General features: G+C 63.3%; 20 protein-coding genes. 9 read left to right on the top strand and 11 right to left on the bottom strand.

Features of this window, described 5'->3' with window-relative positions; all coding sequences use genetic code 11:
- Positions 1–49 precede the first annotated feature (49 nt).
- The gene (locus tag ACEOAC_RS04375; RefSeq protein ID WP_413628705.1) at positions 50–979 is read left to right on the top strand and encodes a CPBP family intramembrane glutamic endopeptidase; all 930 of its coding nucleotides are present in this window, start codon (positions 50–52) and stop codon (positions 977–979) included.
- A gap of 15 nt (positions 980–994) precedes the next feature.
- Here ACEOAC_RS04375 and ACEOAC_RS04370 read toward each other — a convergent pair whose 3' ends face one another.
- Positions 995–1,561 (bottom strand): pyridoxamine 5'-phosphate oxidase family protein, encoded by a 567-nt coding sequence (locus ACEOAC_RS04370; protein WP_413443521.1) that lies wholly within the window; start codon positions 1,559–1,561, stop codon positions 995–997.
- 212 nt (positions 1,562–1,773) lie between these two features.
- Here ACEOAC_RS04370 and ACEOAC_RS04365 point away from each other — a divergent pair, with 212 nt between their 5' ends.
- Positions 1,774–2,097 carry a hypothetical protein gene (locus tag ACEOAC_RS04365; protein ID WP_413443520.1) on the top strand — a complete coding sequence of 108 codons (324 nt, stop codon included), beginning with the start codon at positions 1,774–1,776 and terminating at the stop codon, positions 2,095–2,097.
- Positions 2,098–2,146: 49 nt separating this feature from the next.
- Here ACEOAC_RS04365 and ACEOAC_RS04360 read toward each other — a convergent pair whose 3' ends face one another.
- Positions 2,147–3,313: a 4-hydroxybenzoate 3-monooxygenase gene (locus tag ACEOAC_RS04360; RefSeq protein ID WP_413443519.1), complete on the bottom strand. Its 1,167-nt coding sequence runs from the start codon at positions 3,311–3,313 to the stop codon at positions 2,147–2,149.
- Positions 3,314–3,470: 157 nt separating this feature from the next.
- Between ACEOAC_RS04360 and ACEOAC_RS04355 the strand changes: the two genes are divergently transcribed.
- The gene (locus ACEOAC_RS04355; protein ID WP_180671032.1) at positions 3,471–4,382 is read left to right on the top strand and encodes a helix-turn-helix domain-containing protein; all 912 of its coding nucleotides are present in this window, start codon (positions 3,471–3,473) and stop codon (positions 4,380–4,382) included.
- A gap of 27 nt (positions 4,383–4,409) precedes the next feature.
- On the opposite strand, the gene ACEOAC_RS04350 is transcribed toward ACEOAC_RS04355, so the two are convergent.
- Positions 4,410–5,213, bottom strand: a complete 804-nt coding sequence (locus ACEOAC_RS04350; protein WP_413443518.1) for an IclR family transcriptional regulator C-terminal domain-containing protein — start codon at positions 5,211–5,213, stop codon at positions 4,410–4,412.
- A gap of 249 nt (positions 5,214–5,462) precedes the next feature.
- Here ACEOAC_RS04350 and pcaH point away from each other — a divergent pair, with 249 nt between their 5' ends.
- From pcaH to ACEOAC_RS04330, 4 genes are all read left to right on the top strand, one after another.
- Positions 5,463–6,155 carry a protocatechuate 3,4-dioxygenase subunit beta gene (pcaH, locus tag ACEOAC_RS04345; protein ID WP_006461669.1) on the top strand — a complete coding sequence of 231 codons (693 nt, stop codon included), beginning with the start codon at positions 5,463–5,465 and terminating at the stop codon, positions 6,153–6,155.
- 24 nt (positions 6,156–6,179) lie between these two features.
- Positions 6,180–6,692 (top strand): protocatechuate 3,4-dioxygenase, encoded by a 513-nt coding sequence (locus ACEOAC_RS04340; protein WP_102663457.1) that lies wholly within the window; start codon positions 6,180–6,182, stop codon positions 6,690–6,692.
- A 110-nt stretch (positions 6,693–6,802) separates the two neighbouring features.
- On the top strand, positions 6,803–8,179 hold the full coding sequence (gene pcaB, locus ACEOAC_RS04335) for a 3-carboxy-cis,cis-muconate cycloisomerase (RefSeq protein WP_413443517.1): 1,377 nt from the start codon (positions 6,803–6,805) through the stop codon (positions 8,177–8,179).
- A gap of 46 nt (positions 8,180–8,225) precedes the next feature.
- Positions 8,226–9,488, top strand: a complete 1,263-nt coding sequence (locus ACEOAC_RS04330; RefSeq protein WP_413443516.1) for an alpha/beta fold hydrolase — start codon at positions 8,226–8,228, stop codon at positions 9,486–9,488.
- Between the two features lie 797 nt (positions 9,489–10,285).
- Here ACEOAC_RS04330 and ACEOAC_RS04325 read toward each other — a convergent pair.
- The 3 genes from ACEOAC_RS04325 to ACEOAC_RS04315 are packed head-to-tail and all read right to left on the bottom strand — an operon-like array spanning position 10,286 to position 13,508.
- Entirely contained in the window at positions 10,286–11,470 is a 1,185-nt protein-coding gene (locus tag ACEOAC_RS04325; protein WP_413444795.1) for an ABC transporter substrate-binding protein, read from the bottom strand.
- A 22-nt stretch (positions 11,471–11,492) separates the two neighbouring features.
- On the bottom strand, positions 11,493–12,449 hold the full coding sequence (locus ACEOAC_RS04320; RefSeq protein WP_413444796.1) for a PDR/VanB family oxidoreductase: 957 nt from the start codon (positions 12,447–12,449) through the stop codon (positions 11,493–11,495).
- Positions 12,450–12,458: 9 nt separating this feature from the next.
- On the bottom strand, positions 12,459–13,508 hold the full coding sequence (locus tag ACEOAC_RS04315) for a Rieske 2Fe-2S domain-containing protein (RefSeq protein WP_413444797.1): 1,050 nt from the start codon (positions 13,506–13,508) through the stop codon (positions 12,459–12,461).
- A 283-nt stretch (positions 13,509–13,791) separates the two neighbouring features.
- Between ACEOAC_RS04315 and ACEOAC_RS04310 the strand changes: the two genes are divergently transcribed.
- Positions 13,792–14,301, top strand: coding sequence for a MarR family winged helix-turn-helix transcriptional regulator (locus ACEOAC_RS04310; protein ID WP_077235993.1), 510 nt, complete (start codon positions 13,792–13,794; stop codon positions 14,299–14,301).
- Positions 14,302–14,316: 15 nt separating this feature from the next.
- On the opposite strand, the gene ACEOAC_RS04305 is transcribed toward ACEOAC_RS04310, so the two are convergent.
- Positions 14,317–15,222: a LysR family transcriptional regulator gene (locus ACEOAC_RS04305; RefSeq protein WP_039874051.1), complete on the bottom strand. Its 906-nt coding sequence runs from the start codon at positions 15,220–15,222 to the stop codon at positions 14,317–14,319.
- Between the two features lie 169 nt (positions 15,223–15,391).
- Between ACEOAC_RS04305 and ACEOAC_RS04300 the strand changes: the two genes are divergently transcribed.
- On the top strand, positions 15,392–16,588 hold the full coding sequence (locus ACEOAC_RS04300; protein WP_413444798.1) for an HD-GYP domain-containing protein: 1,197 nt from the start codon (positions 15,392–15,394) through the stop codon (positions 16,586–16,588).
- Between the two features lie 16 nt (positions 16,589–16,604).
- Here the strand turns inward: ACEOAC_RS04300 and ACEOAC_RS04295 are convergent, their stop codons facing one another.
- Genes ACEOAC_RS04295 through ACEOAC_RS04280 form a run of 4 tightly spaced genes read right to left on the bottom strand, consistent with a single transcriptional unit; the run spans position 16,605 to position 19,984 of the window.
- Positions 16,605–17,306 carry an ABC transporter ATP-binding protein gene (locus ACEOAC_RS04295; protein WP_180671184.1) on the bottom strand — a complete coding sequence of 234 codons (702 nt, stop codon included), beginning with the start codon at positions 17,304–17,306 and terminating at the stop codon, positions 16,605–16,607.
- Positions 17,299–18,072: an ABC transporter ATP-binding protein gene (locus tag ACEOAC_RS04290; protein ID WP_413444799.1), complete on the bottom strand. Its 774-nt coding sequence runs from the start codon at positions 18,070–18,072 to the stop codon at positions 17,299–17,301. The genes ACEOAC_RS04295 and ACEOAC_RS04290 overlap by 8 nt, the downstream gene beginning before the upstream one ends.
- Entirely contained in the window at positions 18,069–19,121 is a 1,053-nt protein-coding gene (locus ACEOAC_RS04285) for a branched-chain amino acid ABC transporter permease (RefSeq protein WP_241813520.1), read from the bottom strand. The genes ACEOAC_RS04290 and ACEOAC_RS04285 overlap by 4 nt, the downstream gene beginning before the upstream one ends.
- The gene (locus tag ACEOAC_RS04280) at positions 19,118–19,984 is read right to left on the bottom strand and encodes a branched-chain amino acid ABC transporter permease (RefSeq protein ID WP_077235997.1); all 867 of its coding nucleotides are present in this window, start codon (positions 19,982–19,984) and stop codon (positions 19,118–19,120) included. Before ACEOAC_RS04280 ends, ACEOAC_RS04285 begins: the two co-directional genes overlap by 4 nt.
- Positions 19,985–20,210: the final 226 nt, after the last annotated feature.

The following is a 20,210-nucleotide window of genomic DNA, read 5'->3' as shown; positions in this document are numbered from 1 at the left end:
TCATGGTAAAACACCGCTCCCATCAATCCGACATCTGTCGTAGCCGCCAATGTCCGCCTTCTCGTTGCTTTCGTTGCTTTCGTTGCCCTCACAGCCATCGCTACCATCTCTCACCGCCACCCTGCTGCTGATGCTGGCCATCTGCACCGTCTGGCTTCCTGCGCTGCCCCTGCGTGGCCCGATGCGGCTGCCGCCCTGGCTGCTCTTGCTGGTGCTGGCCGTGGTCGCGGCCCTGCTCAACGGCCAGCTCACCGTGACCGGCGTGCTCGGCTTGCTGCTGCTGGGCGTGAGCGCGTGGCGAGCCGCCCATGCACGCCATGCACAACACGCATGGCCGGCCGGCATGTGGCTGATCCCGGTCATCGTGCTGAGCCTGCTATTGGCCATGCATCGCTGGCCGGGCTTTCTCAATCCGCTGGTCCTGCCGCGCCAGGCCGTCACGCAGGACGCGCTACCCTTCATGCTGTATGCGAATCTCGACAAGGGTGCTGCCGGGCTGTTGCTGCTGGCGCTGCTGGCGCCGCGTTGCCATGCATGCAAGCAATGGCAGGCCGCACTGCGCCGCGCACTGCTGCCGGGCCTGCTTACCATCGTAGTGGTCATGCTGTCGGGCTGGCTGCTCGGCATGGTGCGGCCCGAAGCCAAGTGGCCGCCCTTTGCCGCCACCTTCCTCGCCATCAACCTGTTGTTGACGGTGGTGGCGGAAGAAGCCTTCTTCCGTGGGCTGATCCAGCAGCGCCTGCAACTGGCGCTGCACACGCTGCGCGGCGGGCAATTGCTGGCCGTCGTGGTGTCGGCCGTGCTGTTCGGCGCGGCCCATCTGGGGGGAGGGATGGTCTATGCCGCACTGGCGAGTGTGGCCGGTCTCGGCTATGCCATCGTCTTCCAGCGCAGTGGTCGCATCGAAGCCGCCATCGCGGTCCACTTCGCGCTCAATGCCGTGCACTTCCTCGGCTTTACCTATCCCGCGCTGGCCTGATACGGCGTCACCCGTTCAGGGCGCGATCCATTGTCCGCGCCACGCGCCGTCGTCGCGGCGGAACACGGCGCGGCAATGCTGATCCGGCGTCAGGTCGAGGTATTCGATGGCATCCAGCACCACCTCGACCAGGGTGAAATTGTCGAAGCCGCTGTGCGCGGGCTCTGGCGGAACATGGCCATCCTCCGGCTGGGCGATGAACGTCCCCGGTGCATATGGCGTCTGGTAGAGGATCAGCGTATGCGGCCGCGCCCCGTCCCACATGCGTCGCACACGCGCACCGTCCTGCACCGGGCGCGCCCTGCCGTTCAGGCGCAGTTGCACATGTCGATCCAAATCCAGCGACAGCATGGCCACCCGGTCATCGGCATCGATGTCGGCCAGCTTGGGAGAGCGCCGGTCAGTGTGGAAGGCGAGCGTGCCGGTCGACTCGTCAGCCTCGCGCAAGACGATGGAGCGCAATTGGGGCGCACCGTCCAGCCCCAGGGTCGCAAGCTGCCAGATGGTAAAAGCTGATCGGGTGGGACTGGCGCCGAGGCGCAGGGCATCCCACAGATGGGTATGGAGTTCGGGCAAGTTCATGGCGGCATTGTAGAGCCTGGTTCGACGAGCTGCTTCGATTCGCCTCTGCTGGAAAATCACCCGCCTGCAAAACGACATCGTTATGTCAGTTCAGCGTCAGTGCAATGTCAGAGCGCTGTGCCAACATGGATGCTCAAGCATGTCCCCCATCGAAGTCCAGATTGCAGCACGTCCCTCTCCCCGCGCCACGGCGGGAAAACACGGAGCCTGGCATGAAAATCTACTGGTCGCTCAAACAGATACCCGAACTTTCCTGCCTTGACCGCCGGCAACGCCTTGCGCGCTGGCGAGGCGTCTCGCTGCGTCTGTTTCATCACTGGCAGACCTGGCTGGGCCTGTTGGCCTGCGCCTTGCTGGCGGGGCTGGGACGCAGTATCGGCATGGGCTATCCCGGCAGCATCGCCGGAGCACTTGTCGGTGCACAGTGCTATTGGCACGCCTGTGTCTACGTTGCCCGACGCCACTATCGCCGTTTGCTTGCGCGCGGTGACGAGGACGGAACCGGCACCTTGCCAGCGCCCGACCCGCACCAATGAAAACGCCCGCTTGCGCGGGCGTCATCGTCAATGGAAGTCTTGCCCAGGTTCAGAAGGCGCCGACATAGTTTTCCGCCAACGCCGTCGACAGCGCCCGCGAATTGACCACGTTCTCCAGTTCGGCACGCTGTATCTGCCGCTGGAAGGGCGAGGCGTCCTCGAAGGTATGCAGCATGCTGGTCATCCACCATGAGAAGTACTCGGCGCGCCAGATGCGCTTGAGCGCCAGTTCGGTATAGGAAGCCAGGCCTTCCTCGCTGGATGTGCGATAGAAATCCTCGATCCCCTCGGCCAGGCGCTTGACGTCCCCTACTGCCAGGTTCAACCCCTTGGCCCCGGTCGGTGGCACGATGTGGGCCGCATCGCCGGCCAGGAACAGGCGCCCGTGCTGCATCGGCGTGGACACGAAACTGCGCATGCCGATGATGCCTTTCTGGAAGATCTTGCCCTCCTTCAGACGCCAGCCGTCGCCATTTTCCAGGCGGCAGTGGAATTCGTTCCAGATGCGGTCATCGCTCCAGTTGTCCACGCTGTCCTTGGGGTCGCACTGGAAGTAGAGCCGCTGCACGGTAGGCGAGCGCGTGCTCACCAGCACGAAACCGCGCTCATGCTGCGCATAGATCAGCTCGTCCGAGGACGGCGGCGCCTCCACCAGCACGCCGAACCAGCCGAAGGGGTAGACCCGCTGATAGTCCTGGCGCTTGCTGTCCGGAATGGCCGGGCGGGAGACGCCATGGAAGCCGTCGCAGCCGGCAATGAAATCGGCCTCCAGCGTATGCTGTTCACCCGCGTGCATGAAGCGCACGCGAGGCTTGTCGGTGTCGACACCTTCGATCGTGGTACCGCTGACCTCGAACAGCAGTTGCCCCTGTGCCGCCAGGCGCGCAGCCACCAGGTCCTTGATCACTTCATGCTGGGCATAGACGGTAATGGCCTTGCCGGTCAACTCAGTCAGGTCGATCCGGTGACGCTGCCCGCCGAAGGCCAGTTCGATGCCATGGTGCAAGGCGCCTTCGCGCTTCATGCGTTCCCCCACGCCGGTATCGGTGAGGATGTCCATGGTGCCCTGTTCCAGCACGCCGGCGCGGATGGTGGACTCGATTTCTTCGCGGCTGCGGGTTTCCAGCACGACCGATTCGATGCCTTTGAGATGCAACAGATGGGATAACAATAAACCGGCCGGGCCGGCGCCGATGATGGCGACTTGGGTACGCATGGGGGTCTCCGTAATGAAGGTTGTTTTTTGTTCTGGTATGGAGCGAATCTTAGTCGCCAGGCGACCATATAAAAATGGATGATCCCGGCAAAAACTTGTACTATTTTTACAGAACAGAACGACAAACCCTACCCAAAGCGCGACGGACGGAGACCCCATGCCCCTGGCACGCAACAAACCCCGCACCAGCGAGGTCCCCCAGTTTTCCTTGTACGGCGAGGCTGTGCGGCCGGATGATGCCGAATCGGTCCATATCGAACTGATCGAGACGCGCAGCCGCATCCATGACTGGCATATTGCACCGCACACACATGCCGGACTTTTTCAGGTACTTTTTTTAATGTCCGGCCATGTCAGCGCGCTGATGGAGGACGAGGTATGGGACTATGACGGCCCGGTCGTCATCACCATCCATCCGTCACTGGTGCATGGCTTTGACTTTTCGGAACAGGCGGTAGGTTTCGTGCTGACGGTGGACCCGCACATCGTGTTTTCAGGCGGTGGCGGCGAGGCCCATGGCGAGCTGTTTTCTCCGCTGTTCCTGCGACCGATGGCCATCGAACTGGGGCGGGTTCCGGACTTGCATGCCCGCATGGAAACCCTGCTGCGCCTGCTGATCGCCGAATCAGCCGCGCCCCGCACCGGGCACGCATTGATGCTGGAATGGCTGGCACGCAGCGTGATGTTGCTACTGGTGCGACTGGAGGCTGACCATCGCTCGGCCGAGCTCAGCGGACGCGGGGATTTCGAACTGTTCAGTCGCTTCCGCACGCTGGTGGAGCAACATTTCCGGGAACAATGGCAAGTCGCGGTGTATGCCGACAAGCTGCGCGTCACGCCCAGCCGCCTGAACCGCCTGTGCCTGAAACTGGCGGGCCGTTCGGCCTTCGACCTGGCGCAGCAGCGGCTGATCCTGGAAGCCTGCCGCAAGCTAACCTATGTGCCATCCGGGGTGGCGACCATCGCCTATGAGCTGGGCTTCCAGGACCCCGCCTACTTCAGCCGTCTCTTCAAACGACACATGGGCGTGACGCCCAAGCAGTACCGGCGCACGCATGTGGAGGAATGAGCCGACGGTACCGACCCCGTCCTGGCCCTAGAGCAGTGCACCCAGTTCCACCTGTATCTTGAGCATGGCCGGCAGACAGCGTTCGACCATGTCCTCCAGCTTCATCCGCCCCGCATGCACGCTGATGTTCATGGCCGCCACGACCTCGCCGCGGAAGTTGCGCACCGGCACGGCCATGGTGCGCAGGCCCAGTTCCAGTTCCTGATCCACCAGCGCATAACCCTGGGCGCGGGCGCGCGCAATCTCCAGGGCCAGGCGTTCGGGATCGGTGATGGTGTTGACGGTAATGGCCTCCGGCTGGGCACGGGACAGGATGATATCGAGCTGCGCCTGAGGCAGATTGGCCAGCAGGATGCGGCCATTGGCGGTGCAATAGGCCGGTACGCGCGTGCCTGGCTGCAGGGTGGTCGAGACCAGTTGCCCCGCGCTCACCGCCGCCACGCACACCAGCTGATCGTGGTCCAGCACCCCGCACGAGGCCGCCTCGCCCAGCGAATAGGCCAGCCGGTACAGCAAGGGCTGCACGATGCGCGGCAGGCGTGCCGAGTGCAGGTAGGACTGGCCCAGCCGCAGCACCGTCGGCGTCAACGAAAAGGTCTTGTTGTCGTGGCGCATGTAACCCAGATGGGTCAGCGTGATGAGATACCGCCGGGCGGCGGCGCGGGTCAGTCCGGTCAAATGCGCCACCTCGGCGATGGTCAGGCGCGAGCGCTCCTGGTCGAAGGCTTCGATGACCTGCAGGCCCTTTTCCAGGCCCGCCACCAGGTCGCGCTTCAGCGGCCCCGCCTCGTCGTCCTCGGCCATGTCCTCGTCGATTCGCTCTTGCTGCATGCGTCCCCGCCCTGTGGATAAGACAAGTTGATACCGGTCACCGCAGGCTTGCTGCAAAAAACCGGGCATTTGTGCGATTCTCGCACAAAGCGGGCGAATGGCGAATATGCTGCGCTGCGTTGGCCTTGAGGCAGTCCGGGTGCTTGCCTACTATCTCTCCACGCCCAAGCACGGCGCGCAAATCGCACATTCCAGCTAGCACGGCAATGTGTGCAGGCGCAGCCGCCCCTAACGACCTGAGGAGACCTCATGCAATTCGATGCCATCGAACCCGGTGTCTATCCGGAACTGATCTACCCCCCCTACAAATCCACCGCCAAGCGCGGTCCCACCCAGGCGCCCCTGCGCGTGCGCGACGAGACCGCCACCGGCACCAACCTGTTTGCCTCGCCCAGGCTGATCCTGCCGCACGATATGGACCTGACCAAGCAGGGCAAGGGCGAACCTCTGGGCGAGAAGATCGTCGTCACCGGCCGCGTGCTGGACGAAGACGGCAAGCCGGTACGCAATTCCCTGCTGGAAGTCTGGCAATGCAATGCCGCCGGCCGCTACTTCCACAAGAAGGACCAGCACGATGCGCCGCTGGACCCCAATTTCACCGGCTTTGGCAAGATGCTCACCGACGATGACGGTCGCTATCGCTTCGTCAGCATCAAGCCCGGCCCCTATCCCTGGGGCAACCACCACAAGGCCTGGCGTCCGGCGCACATCCACTTCTCACTGTTCGGCAACGTCTATGCGCAGCGCCTGGTCACGCAGATGTACTTCCCCAATGACCCGCTGTTCGACTATGACCCGATCTTCCAGAGCATCCCTGACAAGGCTGCCCGCCAGCGCCTGATCTCGCGCTTTTCGCTGGAAGAGACGGTGGACGACAAGATGCTCGGCTACGAATTCGACATCGTCCTGCGCGGCCGCAACGGCACGCCCATGGGTATCTGACACACAGACTGAGCAGGAGCAGACATGAGCAATATCACCACCTCCCAAACCATCGGCCCCTTCCCTCACGAAGCCTGGGCCTGGGCCGTGGAACTGACCGCCCGCGTGGACAGCAGCGCCGCGCAGATCAAGGTTCGCGGTGCCATCTTCGACGGCGACGGCCAGCCCATCAACGACGCCTGGGCCGAGGCCTGGCTGCCCGGCAGCGCCCCGGCCGAGAGCGCCCATGCCATCCCCGGCTATCGTCGCGTACCGAGCGGCGAAGACGGCGGCTTCGCCTTCTCCATCTCGCAACCGCAGGCAGCCGCCGGCAAGCCGGTGGCCTATGTCACCGTGTTCGCCCGTGGCCTGGTCAAACACCAGTTCAGCGCGGTGTTCCTGGAAGACGACCCGGCCCTGGCACAATCGGCACTGCTGGAACAGGTACCGCCGAACCGCCGCGACACCCTCATCGCCCGCAAGCAGGCAGATGGCAGCTATCTGTGGAATATCCACATGCAGGGCGAGCACGAGACGGTATTCTTCGACTACATCTGATCTGAACTGACCGCCACCCACGGCGCCAGCAACAGGGGATCCGCAGGCTCAGGCCTGCCGGATCCCGTTTGCGTTACGGCACCATGGCGGCGGATCAACCTGGAGATTTCATGAGCGTTTCCATATTCGACAGCTTCCTCACCACGTCCGAGATGATCGCCGTCTTCGACGACCAGGCCGTGGTGCAAGCCATGCTGCGCTTCGAACAGGCGCTGGCCGAGGCCGAAGCCGCCGAAGGCGTGATTCCCGAGACCGCTGCCCGCGCCATCGCCAGTGTCTGCCGGGCGCCGCTGTACGACATCCCGGCGCTGATCGTGGCCGGCCGCCGTGCCGGCGCACTGGCCATCCCCCTGGTCAAGGAATTGCAGCGTACGGTTGCGCTCTACAGCGAAGAAGCCGCGACCCATGTGCACTGGGGCAGCACCAGCCAGGATGTACTGGACACGGCCATGGTGCTGGTCACGCGCAACGCACTCGACCTGATCGACGCCGAACTGGCGACCCTGACGCAGCGACTGCTGGAACTGGCACGCAGCCATCTGGAAACACCGGTACTGGCGCGCACCCTGATGCAGCCGGCCCAGGTCACCAGCCTGGGCTTCAAGTTGTGCGGCTGGGCCGCGCCGCTACAGCGCTCGCGGGCGCAGTTGCAGACCTTGTCCAGTCATGCCCTGCAACTGCAACTGGGCGGTGCAGTCGGCACGCTTGCGGTACTGGGTGACAAAGGACCGGCGGTCGCCGCCCGCATGGCGGCGGCGCTGGAACTGGCCACGCCCGAAGCCGCCTGGCATACCCAGCGCGACCAATGGATCAGGCTGGGTACCGAGATGGCCGTACTGGCCGGCAGCCTGGGCAAGATCGCCACCGACCTGTCGCTGATGGCGCAAGGCGAGATCGCCGAACTGGCCGAACCCTCCGGCAACGGCCGTGGCGGTTCCTCGGCGATGCCGCACAAGCGCAACCCGGTCTCGTCCATGATCGCGCTGGCCGCCGCTGCCCGCGCCCCACAGCAAGCCGCTGCACTGCTGGCCGCCATGGGACAGCAGCACGAACGCGGCCTGGGCAACTGGCAAGCCGAACTGGCCGAATGGCCGGCCCTGTTCCTCGGTGTGCATGGCGCCCTGCGTGCGCTCAATGAAGCCTTCGCCGGCCTGCAGATCGACCAGGAGCGCATGCTGCGCAACATCGATGCCCTGCAGGGACTGGTATTTGCCGAATCGGCCTCCATCGCGCTGGCCACCGTGATCGGCCGCCCGCGTGCGCATGCCCTGCTGGAACAACTGACGCGCAAGACCGTGGCCGAGGGCGGGCAGCTGGTGGACCTGCTGGTCGCGGCGGTGGAGTCTGACGAATCGCTGCACAAGAGTTTGGACAGCGCGCATCTGCGCGCCCTGTTCGACCCCGTCATCGCGACCCGCCCGGCACACCGCCTGGCCGAGCAGCAGCTTGAAAGAATGCAGGCTGCACAAGGCAAGCCACCCGCCTGAGTGCAGCGTCCGCAACAAGAACACACCAAGACAGAGAGAGAACACCATGAGCTACGATCCGCTGGACCATGACTTCGAGCGCGGCATGCGCAACCGCCGCAGTGTGCTGGGCGATCAGTGGGTGGACCGGTCGGTGGCCAACGCCACCAACTTCAATGCCGACTTCCAGAATCTCATCACCCGCTTCGCCTGGAACGAAATCTGGGGCCGCCCCGGTCTGGACCACAAGACCCGCCGCATCATCGTGCTGGCCATCACCATCGCCCTGGGCCGCTGGGAAGAATTCGAACTGCACGTCCGTGCCGGCCTCACCGCCGATCCTGCGACTCGTCTGACGCCGGACGAAATGAAGGAAGTCATGATCCAGGCAGCAGTCTATGCCGGCGTCCCGGCGGGCAATACCGCCTTCACCCACGCGCAGAAAATCCTGCGTGAAGTGGGTGAGCAGATCGGCTATGTGGTTGCGCCGCAGGCGCCTGCGGACAGTGTGCATCCCGGCATCGGCCGCGCAGGTCGGACCTCCTCTTCCCCGGCGCTGCATTACACCTTGCGCGAGCCCCGTAACGGCAAGGCTCCGCGCCATACGGTGGTGCTATCACATGCGCTGGGTGCCGACCTGATGATGTGGGATGGGCTGGCCAACAGGCTGTCGGAGGATTGCCGCGTGATTGCCTATGACCATCGCGGGCATGGCAGTTCGGAAAAACTGGATGGCCTCTACAGCATGGCCGACCTGGCCGACGATGCGGCGCGCCTGCTGCGTGAGCTCGATACCGGGCCGGTGGTATGGGTGGGTCTTTCCATGGGTGGCATGGTGGGGCAGGAGCTGGCGTTGCGGCATCCCGGACTGGTGCGGGCGCTGGTGCTGGCCAATACCACCTCGGCCTACCCGGAGGCGGCACAGGCGGCCTGGCAGCAGCGTATTGCTACCGTGCGTGCGGACGGAATCGAGGCGATTGCCGATGCTGTGATGGGGCGCTATTTCCATGAGGGCTTCCGGGCGGCGCACGGGGCGACGGTGGCGCGCTATCGTCATCGGCTGGTCACTACCGATGCAGTGGGCTATATCGGATGCTGTCATGCGGTCGGGACGGTGGATACCACTGCACGGCTTGGTGCCATCAAGGTGCCTACGCTGGTGATTGCCGGGGAGCTGGATCAGGGGACGCCGGTGGCCATGGCACAGGTCCTGATGGATGCGATTGCTGCTGCCAGGCTGGAGGTGATTGCCGGGGCTTCACATATCAGTGCGGTGGAGCAGCCTGTGGTGTTTGATGGGCTGGTTGCCGGGTTTATTGAAGGGCTGTGAATTTTTTGCTGGGCTGGGCTGGGCTGGGCTGGGGTAGTCTGCACGGAAGTTCTTCCTGCGCCCTGGCTTAATTTCTATCTTTCTCCGGGCGGAACGGAGCGCCGGGGGCGGCCCGGCAGCCGCTCACTTTTCTTGCTTCGCCAAGAAAAGTAAGCAAAAGAAGGCGACCGCTACTGCCCCGCCCTCCTTCGGAGGGTCCCCACGTTGGCACCCACGAGAACGGGAAAAATAGAATCGCTTCGCTCCCACTATTTTCCTGATCCGTTCTCGTGGGTGCCAACGCGGCGGGTCAGAAGCGGACAGCCGATCTGGCTCGCCTTCGGCTTCGCGGAGGGCTCGCTGGCGCTTCGGCTCTCTTCGATCCAACAAACTCCTTGGACCAGCCATTCCAACTTCAGATTCACCGACATCACATCGCCCCCCTCCGACAAAGCCGAAGGCGAGTCGGCCCATGGCGAGGCCGAAGGCGAGCCCGTATGGCTATTCCCCTTAGAGCCAGCCACCGCAGCGGAGCGAAAAGTGGACAAGAAAAATAGTGGGAGCGAAGCGACTCTATTTTTCCCACTTTTTGCGCGGCGGGGGGGGGGACCCTCCGCAGGAGGGCTGGCTCTCAGGGGTCGCCTTCTTTTGCTTACTTTTCTTGGCGAAGCAAGAAAAGTGAGCGGCTGCCGGGCCGCCCCCGGCGCTCCCCTCCGCCCGGAGAAAGATAGAAATTAAGCCAGGGCGCAGGAAGAACTTCCGTGCAAACTACCCCAGCCCAACTACACAACAACCCAACGACCAAGCTGCGAAACCACTCAACCCCCAGGATCCCGCACCTTCTCCACCTTATCGAATTCAACGTTGTAAAACTCATTCCCCTTAGCCTCAGCCTTGCGCATATACACGGTCTGCACAATATCCCGCGTCCCCGCATCAATGCTCACCGGCCCCCGCACACTCTCCCAGCTCATCCCCTTCATCGCCGCCAGCAACTTCTCACCATCGGCATCCCCCCCCGTCTTCTTCAGCGATTCATACAGAAGATGCATACCGTCATACGCCCCCACAGAATGGAAGTTGGCCCGCATCCCCTTATTGGCCTGCGCGATCCCCTCCACATACTCCTTATTGGCCGCAGAAGCATGCGCCGCCGAATAATGATGACTGCTCACCACATCCTTGGCCGCCGCACCAATCCCGGCCATCAGATCATCATCCAGCACATCTCCGGTACAGATCAGCCGTATCCCCGCCGCGCCCAGCCCACGCTCGGTGAACTGCTTGAGCACCGCCGCCCCCTCACCCGAGGGCACGAAGACGAACAACGCCTCCGGCCGCGCATCCTTCACCCGCTGCAGGAAGGGCGCATAGTCAGGATTGCGCAACGGCACCCGCACACTCTCCACCACCTTGCCGCCTGCCTCGCCGAAGGTCTTCACGAACACCTTCTCCGCATCCAGCCCCGGCCCATAATCCGACACGAAGGTCACCACGCTCTTGATCCCGTTCTTCGCTGCCCATGACGCCAGTGGCGACGTCACCTGCGCCAGCGTGAAACCGGTACGCACGATATAGGGCGAACGCTGCACGATGATGGAGGTAGCCGCTGCCGTCACGATCATCGGCACCTTGGCCTGGGTCGCGATGGGAGCTGCCGCCAGCGCCAGCGGCGTCAGGCCGAAGCCCATCAGGACTTGTGCCTTGTCACGCGCCACCAGCTCCTGCGCCAGTCGCTTCGTGACGTCGGGTGAAACACCACCATCATCCTTGAGCAGGATGTCCACCTTGCGCCCGGCCACGCTGTCGCCGTTCTTCTGCTGGTACAGCTTCACCGCCGCCTCAATCTGCCGCCCCGTCGAGGCAAATGGCCCCGACATCGGCACGATCAGGCCGACCTTAACCGGGTCGGCGGCACGCGCCAGCAAGGGCAGTCCCGTCGCAGTCAGTGCTGCGCCGGCCAGCATCAATTGGCGGCGCCTTGCATCGATCAATTCGCTCATCGTGTCTCCTCTCTTTAGTTATTCAAAGATCCAGCACCAGCAATGCGCTCTTGGCGCGGGAACAACAAGGGGTGAACTGGTCATTGGCGGCGCGCTCCTCATCGGTCAGGTACTGATCGCGATGATCGGGTTCACCCTCCAGCACGCGGGTGAGGCAAGTGCCACAGATGCCCTGCTCACACGACACCGGCACATCCACGCCATGCTCGGACAGCACCTGGATCACCGTGCGCCCGGCAGGGATGGCATAGACCTGACCGCTGCTGGCCAGCTTCACGTCGAAGGCGGCGTTGCCGTCGGCCTGCGCCGGTGCTGCGCCGAAATACTCGAAGTGCAGCTGCGACTCCGGCCAGCCGCGTCTGCGGGCCGTCTCCAGCACGTGTGCAATAAAGCCGGTTGGGCCGCAGACATAGAGACGGGTGGCGGGATCGGTCCTGGACAGCAAGGCGTCGAGGTCGAGTTTCTGATCGGCCTCGCCATCGTCGTAGTGATGCACGACACGTTCGGCGAAGGTCGAAGCGGCAATGCGCTCGCGAAATGCCTGGCGCATTGGCGAGCGCGCACAGTAGTGCAGCTCGAACGAAGCCCCAGCGGTGGCCAATGCCTCTGCCATGCAGAGGATGGGGGTGACTCCGATGCCGCCGGCCAGGAGCAGGCTGTGCGGCGCCGGCTGCAATGCGAACTGGTTGCGCGGCGCGCTGATGGTGATGAGGTCGCCCACCTTCAGCGCATCATGCACGGCCAGCGAGCCGCCACGCGACTGCGGATCGCGCAGGACGCCGATCTGGTAGCGCTGCCGTTCATGCGGCGCATTGCACAGCGAATACTGGCGCAGCAAGCCGCCCGGCAGATGCACATCGATATGCGCCCCGGCTGCAAACTCCGGCAACGGCCCACCATCGACGGCCACCAGCTCCAGGCCGATGATGCCCTCGGCCTCTTCGCGACGTGCGGCGACCTTGACTTGCAATGTCGTCATGCTGCCCCCTTATGCCGCTGCGGCCTTGCCGGCCTCGGCGTCGCGGGCCAGCCACTTGTCGAGGATCTTGCGCGACTGCACGCCGCCGGCATCGATGTTCAGTGCCAGCAGGCGCCGCTCGGGATACTTCAGCAGGTTGGCCTGCTGCAGTTCCAGCATTTCACGGTCCTCGCCGAAGATCTTGCCCTGGCCGTCACGAATGGTGGCTGTCAGTTCCTGATCCTCGGGACGGAAATGACGTGCCATGCCCCAGAAGTACCAGTGCGAGGTCTCGGTCTCGGGCGTGATGAAGTCGACCACGATGCTGGATGCCTTGTGCTGCGCGGGCGCCTCGTAGCCGCCATGGCCGGCATGGGCCACGCCGACTTCGATCATGACGTGGCTGGGTGGGGTGAAGCGACAGACCTGCCAGCGATCCACCGGGACATCATCGGCCAGGCCATTGCCGCGCAAGGCCATGCGCCAGAACGGCGGCGCCATGATGTTTTCCATGTAGCGACTGGTGATGACCTGCTCACCTTCGACGCGGGTGTTCACGGGGGCCTCGTCGATTTCCTTCTGGCCGATGCTGGAGGCATGCACATAGGTCTCATGCGTGAGATCCATCAGGTTGTCGATCATCAGCCGGTAATCGCAGTTGATGTGATAGAGACCGCCACCATACGCCCACTCGGGGTTGTCCGCCCATTCGAGATGATGGATCAGGGCCGGATCGGCCAGCTCCTTCTCGCCCGGCCAGATCCAGATGAAACCGTAGCGCTCCACCACCGCAAAACTGCGGATGCACGGGAAGCCGCGCACCCGCTGGCCAGGCATGCTGACGGGCTTGCCGTCGCATCCCATTTCCAGTCCGTGGTAGCCACACACCAGCTGGCCGTCGCGCACGAAACCCAGTGACAGCGGCGCACCACGATGCGGGCAGAAATCCTCTACCGCCGCGACCTTGCCTTCGGCGCCACGATAGAACACGATCTTCTCGCCGCAGATCTGGCGGCCCAGCGGCTTGCTGGCAATTTCGTCGGGGGTACAGGCAACGTACCAGGCATTCTTGGGGAACATGACAGTCTCCTCTCGGGTGAATTCCTCAATCGGCGCGCAGCACGGACGGCCGGCGCCATGATCAGTCTTGGGTCTCCTGCTTTTTTGTTTTAATATTCAGTACACTGAATGTATGAGAAAAGTATCCGCTAATCCGCTGCGCAAGTAAACTCACTGGCGGAGTTTTTTCGTTGCGCGTTGCATCAATTGATTGAGGGAAAGCGCGGGCCTGCCCTACACTGCCGCTCACCTCGTCGCCCTGCCGATCCGAACTGCGAGCCACGGCTCATCGACTGACCACACCATGTCCACCACACCGCACCCCGACCAAGAAAGCCAGCTGATCGACCTGTACGAACATCCCGGTCACCTGTTGCGGCGCGCCCAGCAGATTTCGGTCTCGATCTTCCATGACGAGACCGGCGGCGTGGTCACGCCGGTGCAATACGCCATCCTGCGCATGCTCTCCAACCACCCCGGCATCGATCAGGTGACGCTGTCCGGGCTGGTGGCCATCGACACGTCCACCGGTGCCACCGTTTGTGCGCGGCTGGAAGAAAAAGGTCTGCTGGTGCGCGAAGTGATTCCGCACAACCGCCGCCAGCGCGCCCTGCGCATCACGCCGGCCGGCGAGGCCCTGCTGCAGGAACTGATTCCCGGATTGCAGCGGCTGCGCAAGCGCATCCTGGCACCGCTGGATGACGCCGAAAAAGCGCAATTCATGCTGCTGCTGGACAAGCTGGTGCACGAAAACAACCCGCATAGCCGCGCCCCGCTGGCCAGGTTGCGCAACGAAAGCTGCGATGAGGACTGAGGCCGGTCCCACTTGCTACATACCCGTCGGAAACAGCGCCGTCGTCAGGCTACGCAGCCAGGCATTGCCGCCATCCTTGTGATACTTGCGATGCCAGTGCTGCTTGAGGTCCAGGGATGGCATCTCAAACCCGGGCTCCACCAGCCGGATATTGGAAAAGCGTGCCACGAACTCGCCGAAGGCACGCGGGACAGTGGCGATCAGGTCAGAGGTGGCGATCAACAGCGGGATAGACATGAAATGGGAAGTCGACAGGACTACCCGACGCCTGATCTTGCGACGTAGCAGGAAACGCTCGCACATGGGTTCGTCACGGCCTTCGGCATTGATGACGATATGCCCCATGGCAAGGAACTGATCCAGACTGATCTCCTGCGCCAGCAGCGGATGTTCGGCGCGCAGCAGGCAGACGAAATCATGTGAGAACAGCCGTTGCTGGAAGAAGTTACGGTTCTTCAAGTCGGGGAAATAGCCGATGGCCAGGTCCACCTCACCGCTTTCCAGCGCCACGACCAGTGCCTCGGGCGACATCGTCACCGTCTCCACGGAGGCATGCGGAGCCTCGTCACGAACCCGCTGCAGCAACCTCGGCAACAACATCAGCTCACCGATATCCGACAGCGCCAGCACGAAGCGCTTGGTGGTCGTGGCCGGCGTGAATTGTTCGCTGGCCAGCACTTCGGCATGAACCCGCTGCAGGATTTCGCGGGTGGGGTCGATCAGGGTGCAGGCGCGCGGTGTCGGCTGCATGCCGCGCCCGGTCTTCACGAATAGCGGATCACCCAGTGCGCTGCGCAGTTTGTTGAGCGCCATGCTCACCGCAGGCTGGCTCATGTCGAGCTTCCTTGCAGCCGCGCTGACACTGCGCTCCTCGAAGATTGCCAAGGCGATCGGCAATAGATTCAGATCGAAATTGGCCATTCTCCCCTCCCATTTCCCACATGAAAGATGCCGAACATACAGCGCCTGAAAATAGTTACCAATTCCAATGTCGAATAAACGTTATTCGTGATTAACGGATTCTCAAATAAAGTCAGAACGGTATGATTACGCGACGATAGTTTCCGCACGGACATACCCCGTCCACAACATGCTCAAGAAGATCAATGTCGCGGAGCTGGTCCTCGGGATGTACTTTTGCGGCTTCGACGCCGGCTGGCTCAATCATCCGTTCTGGAAGACCCGCTTCCTGCTCAAGCACGAGAACGACCTGGAACAGGCACGCGCCAGCGGCATCGCCTATTGCTGGATCGATATTTCGCGTGGTCGGGATGTGACGGCGGTGGTCGAAGATGATCGAATCTCGGTGCCGCCAGGGGACACCCGGGACGACACTGATGAAGATGCCGCCCTTGCTGTCGGGGCCATCGTAGCCAGGACGGCCGATGACCCGGCCCAGGAACAGGCCATCGCCCTGCGCGAACATGCACGGGAGCTCACCCGCAGCATGTTCACCGCGGCCCGCATGGGCAGGGTGGTGGCACTACCGCAATGCGTGGACCTGGTGGAAGAGATCGCCTGCTCGGTGCTGCGCGATCCGACCGGCTTGCTCAGCGTACTGCGCCTCAAGCTCAATGACGAATATACCTACCTGCACTCGGTAGCGGTATGCGCGCTGATGGTGGCCCTGGGCAGGACGCTGGGATTGAGCGAGTCGGCCTGTCGCGAGGCAGGACTGTGCGGTTATCTGCATGATGTGGGCAAGGCCTTCATCGACGACGACATCCTCAACAAGCCCGGCAGGCTCAGCGACGAGGAATTCGCCCTGATCAAGCGGCATCCGGAACTGGGGTACCAATACCTGATCCAGAACCCGGACATGCCTGCCTATGCCTGCGAGGTCTGCCTGCATCACCATGAAAGGCTGGACGGGCGCGGCTATCCCGATGCCCTGGCAGCCGAAGCAATCACCCAGTACACCCGGATGACGGCGATCTGCGACGTCTATGACGCGCTGACCTCGGAGCGTCCCTACAAACAGGGTTGGGACCCGGCCGATGCGCTCTACCAGATGGCCAGCTGGGAAGGACATTTCGATCGCCACCTATTGCTGGCTTTCGTCAAGACCCTGGGCATCTATCCCGTAGGCTCGTTAGTCCGACTGGAGTCGGGACTGGCGGGGCGGGTGATCCGCCAGAACCCTGCCGACCTGACTCGCCCGGTCGTGCAGGTCTTGCATACCCGGGACGAACATGACATCGGCAGCAACGGCGTGCTCGACCTGATGGCCTGGCCACGGACGGATGGCATCGTACAACGCGGCCAGGATGCGAACCCTGCCAGCTGATATCCGGGGACTCAGTTCAGGCCACTGCCACCAGGCGGTCCAGTTTCTCGCCATCGTCGAGCAGGCTCTGGCTGTCGGAGGCATGCACGATACGCCCACGATCCAGCACGATGGCACGCTGCGTGAGCGAGAGCGCCATGCGGGCGTGCTGCTCCACCACGATCACCGACATGCCCTCCTCGCTGACCAGGCGACGGATCACCTTGAGCAGTTCCTGCACGATGATCGGGGCCAGGCCTTCCATCGGTTCATCCAGCAACAGGATGCTGGGGCTGACCATGAGAGCACGGGCGATGGCCAGCATCTGCTGCTCGCCACCGGAGAGCTGGTTGCCCATATTGTTGCGGCGTTCATGCAGGCGCGGGAAGATCTGGTAGATCTTTTTCAGGTCCCACTGGCCGCCGCGTTCGACCACGGTGAGATGCTCTTCCACCGACAGCGAGGGGAACATGAAACGTTCCTGCGGCACCCACCCCAGGCCCGCATGGGCGCGCTTGTGCGTGGGTACACGCACGATATCGCCACCGCGCCAGCGGATGCTGCCGCCATGCATGCGGGTCAAGCCCATCAGGGTGATCAGCAGGCTGGTCTTGCCCACGCCGTTGCGGCCCAGCAGGGCCAGGCTCTCGCCTTCGTTCATCGCGAAGGACACGTCTTCCAGTACGATGGATTCACCATACCCGGCGGTCACTTTCTCCAGCGTCAGCAGTTCACGCATGTTCGGCCTCCCCCAGATAGACTTCCCTGACCCGCTGGTCGGCGGCGATCTCGGCCGGCGTTCCCTCCACCAGCACCTTGCCGCCCACCAGCACGGTGATGCGCTCGGCGAAGCGGAACACCAGTCCCATGTCATGCTCGATGAAGACGATGGTGACCTCGCGCGGCAATTGCGCGATGACTTCGAAGAGTTCACGACTCTCGGCCGAGGGGATGCCTGCCGCCGGCTCATCGAGCAGCAATACCTTGGGCCGGGTGGCTAGGGCCAGCGCAATCTCGACCAGCCGCTGCCTGCCGTAGGCCAGACTGCGGGTCAGGGTGTTGGCGTCCTGTTCCAGCTTGAGCGAAGCCAGCAGGGACATGGCTTCCTCCACCACCTCGGTCTGGCTGGCCACGGTCTGATACCACTTGTATTGCATGCCGCGCCGTTCCTGGATCGCCAGTACCACCGACTCCAGCACGGTCAGGCCGGCGAAGAGGGTATTGATCTGGAAGGTGCGGGTCATGCCGCGCTTGACGCGTTCATGCTGCGGCAGGGACGTGATGTCTTCGCCGCCGAACCAGACCTTGCCGCTGCTGGGGGCAAAGCCGCCGGTAAGAAGGTTGATAAAAGTGGTCTTGCCGGCGCCGTTGGGGCCGATCAGGGCATGGCGCGCCCCGGGAGCGAAACTGAGCGAGACATCGCTGTTGGCAACGAAACTGCCCCAGCGCTTGGTGAGGCCTTCAGTGCGCAGCGTGGTGTCACCGATGGATGGATGCGGGCTCATGCACGGCCTCCCTTGAAGAATTTGTCACGCAGCACGGCCAGGCCTCCCAGCAAACCCCCACGGGCGAACAGCACGATCACGATCAGCAGCAGGCCGATCCAGAATTGCCAGTAGGCCGGATTGAGCCCGGACAGATAATCCTGCGCCAGCATGTAGACCAGCGCACCGACCAGGCCGCCATACAGGCGACCGGTACCGCCCAGCACCAGGATGATCAGCAACTCGGCCGAGCGCGGAAAACCCAGCACGTCCAGGCCCACGAACTGCGTGGTCTGCGCCAGCAGCGCACCGGCCACACCGGCCACCGCAGCGGCCACGGTGAAGATCACGACCAGTCGGCGGCTGACGTCGGCACCGATGGCAGGCATGCGGCGACCACCTTCGCGGATGCCTCTGAGCCCCAGACCGAACGGTGAATTGACCAGCCGCCGCAGTACCACGAACAGGACCAGCAGCACCGCGAAGCTGTACACATAGGCCACGCGCCCGTTGAGGTCGAACTCGAAGACACCGAAGATCTTGCTCATCACCATGCCCGAGAGCCCATCGACACCGCCAGTGATGAAGGCCGCCTTGTTGGCCGCTTCGAACAGCATCAGGCCGATGCCCAACGTCACCATCAGGCGAGTCAGGTCAGCCCCGCGCACCACCAGAAAGCTCACCAGGAAGCCGGCGATGGCGGCCACCACTGCTGCCAACAGCAGGCCGGTGATCGGTTCGCCCCACCCATGCACGGCCAGCAGACCTGCCGTGTAGGCGCCCAGCCCGAAGAAGGCCGCATGACCCAGCGAAACGATGCCGGCATAGCCCAGGATCAGGTCCAGCGAGATTGCGAACAGGCCCACGATCATGATCTGGCTGATCAGCACCAGGTAATCGGGGAAGACGAAATAGGCGGCTACCGGCAAGAGCCAGAACAATATCTCCAGCGGCGTCCAGCGGTCATTGGGCAGGTGCAGGGCAGGCTTCATGGTCGGCTTTCCCGGACTGACGGCGGAGGTGGTGGAGGTGGTCGAGGTAGAAGTCGAGGCGGAATTCACGATGCTCATCCGCGCCTCCGCATCAGTCCGGCCGGGAACAGGATCAGCAGCACCACCATCAGACCATAGATGACGAAGGCACCGATCTCCGGCACATAGTATTTACCGGCCACGTCGAACACGCCCAGGATGATGGCCGCCAGCAGCGGCCCTTTGATGGTACCGGCACCACCCACGGCCACCACCAGCAGGAAATAGACCATGTACTTGACCGGGAAGGTCGGGTCCAGCCCCAGCACGTCGATGCCCAGACCGCCGCCGAGACCGGCCAGGCCAGAACCAAGCGCGAAGGTCAGGCTGAACACGCGGCTGACGTTGATGCCCAGTCCGGCGGCGGCCACCTGGTTATCCACCGAGGCCCGGATCTGTGCGCCGAAGCGCGTGCGTTCGATCAGCAGGCCCAGGGCCAGCGTGACAATCACCACCACGCCAATCAGGAAGACGCGATAGGCGCCCACATCCAGTCCCAGCAGGGAGACCTGGCCCCGCAACCAGTCCGGCAGCACCACCGGTTGCTGGGTCGGCCCCCACTGCCAGGTGGCGCCGGCCACGGCCATGAAGGTCAGGCCAATGGAGAACAGCACCTGATCCAGGTGGCTGGCCTTGTAGAGACGGCGATACAGGGAACGTTCCAGCACCAGCCCGACAACGGCAGCCGCCAGGAAGGCCAGCGGCAGGGTCGCGAGGAAGGGGACACCCATGCGATTGAGCAGGCTGACGCAGACGTAGCCGCCCAGCATGGCAAAGGCGCCGTGCGCCAGGTTGATGAAGTTCATCATGCCCATCGTCACCGACAGGCCGACGCTGATCAGGAATAGCAGGCTGCCGTAGGCGATGCCGTCGAAGAGCACACCGAGGAAGTTGCCTAGCATGGCGCAGCTCCCCGATGACGGTGCGTGGGTGCGGCCGCACGCGGCGCGCAATCATGGTGTCGATGCATGATGCGTTGTGTCTCCTATTCTGGCCTGCGGCTCTGTATTGGTGGCCGCTTGGTGATGGGATGGTGCTTTTTTCTATTGTGCTGCTTTTACCTCTATGCCTGCCTGATCAATTTTCAGGATCACATCAACCATCTTCATGGTTGATCGAGCGATGGGG

Origin of the sequence: Herbaspirillum frisingense (genome assembly GCF_047325095.1) — a bacterium.
Lineage (GTDB): Bacteria > Pseudomonadota > Gammaproteobacteria > Burkholderiales > Burkholderiaceae_D > Herbaspirillum > Herbaspirillum frisingense.
Note: the sequence above shows the minus strand (reverse complement) of the source record. Positions and strands in the feature narration are given on the sequence as shown.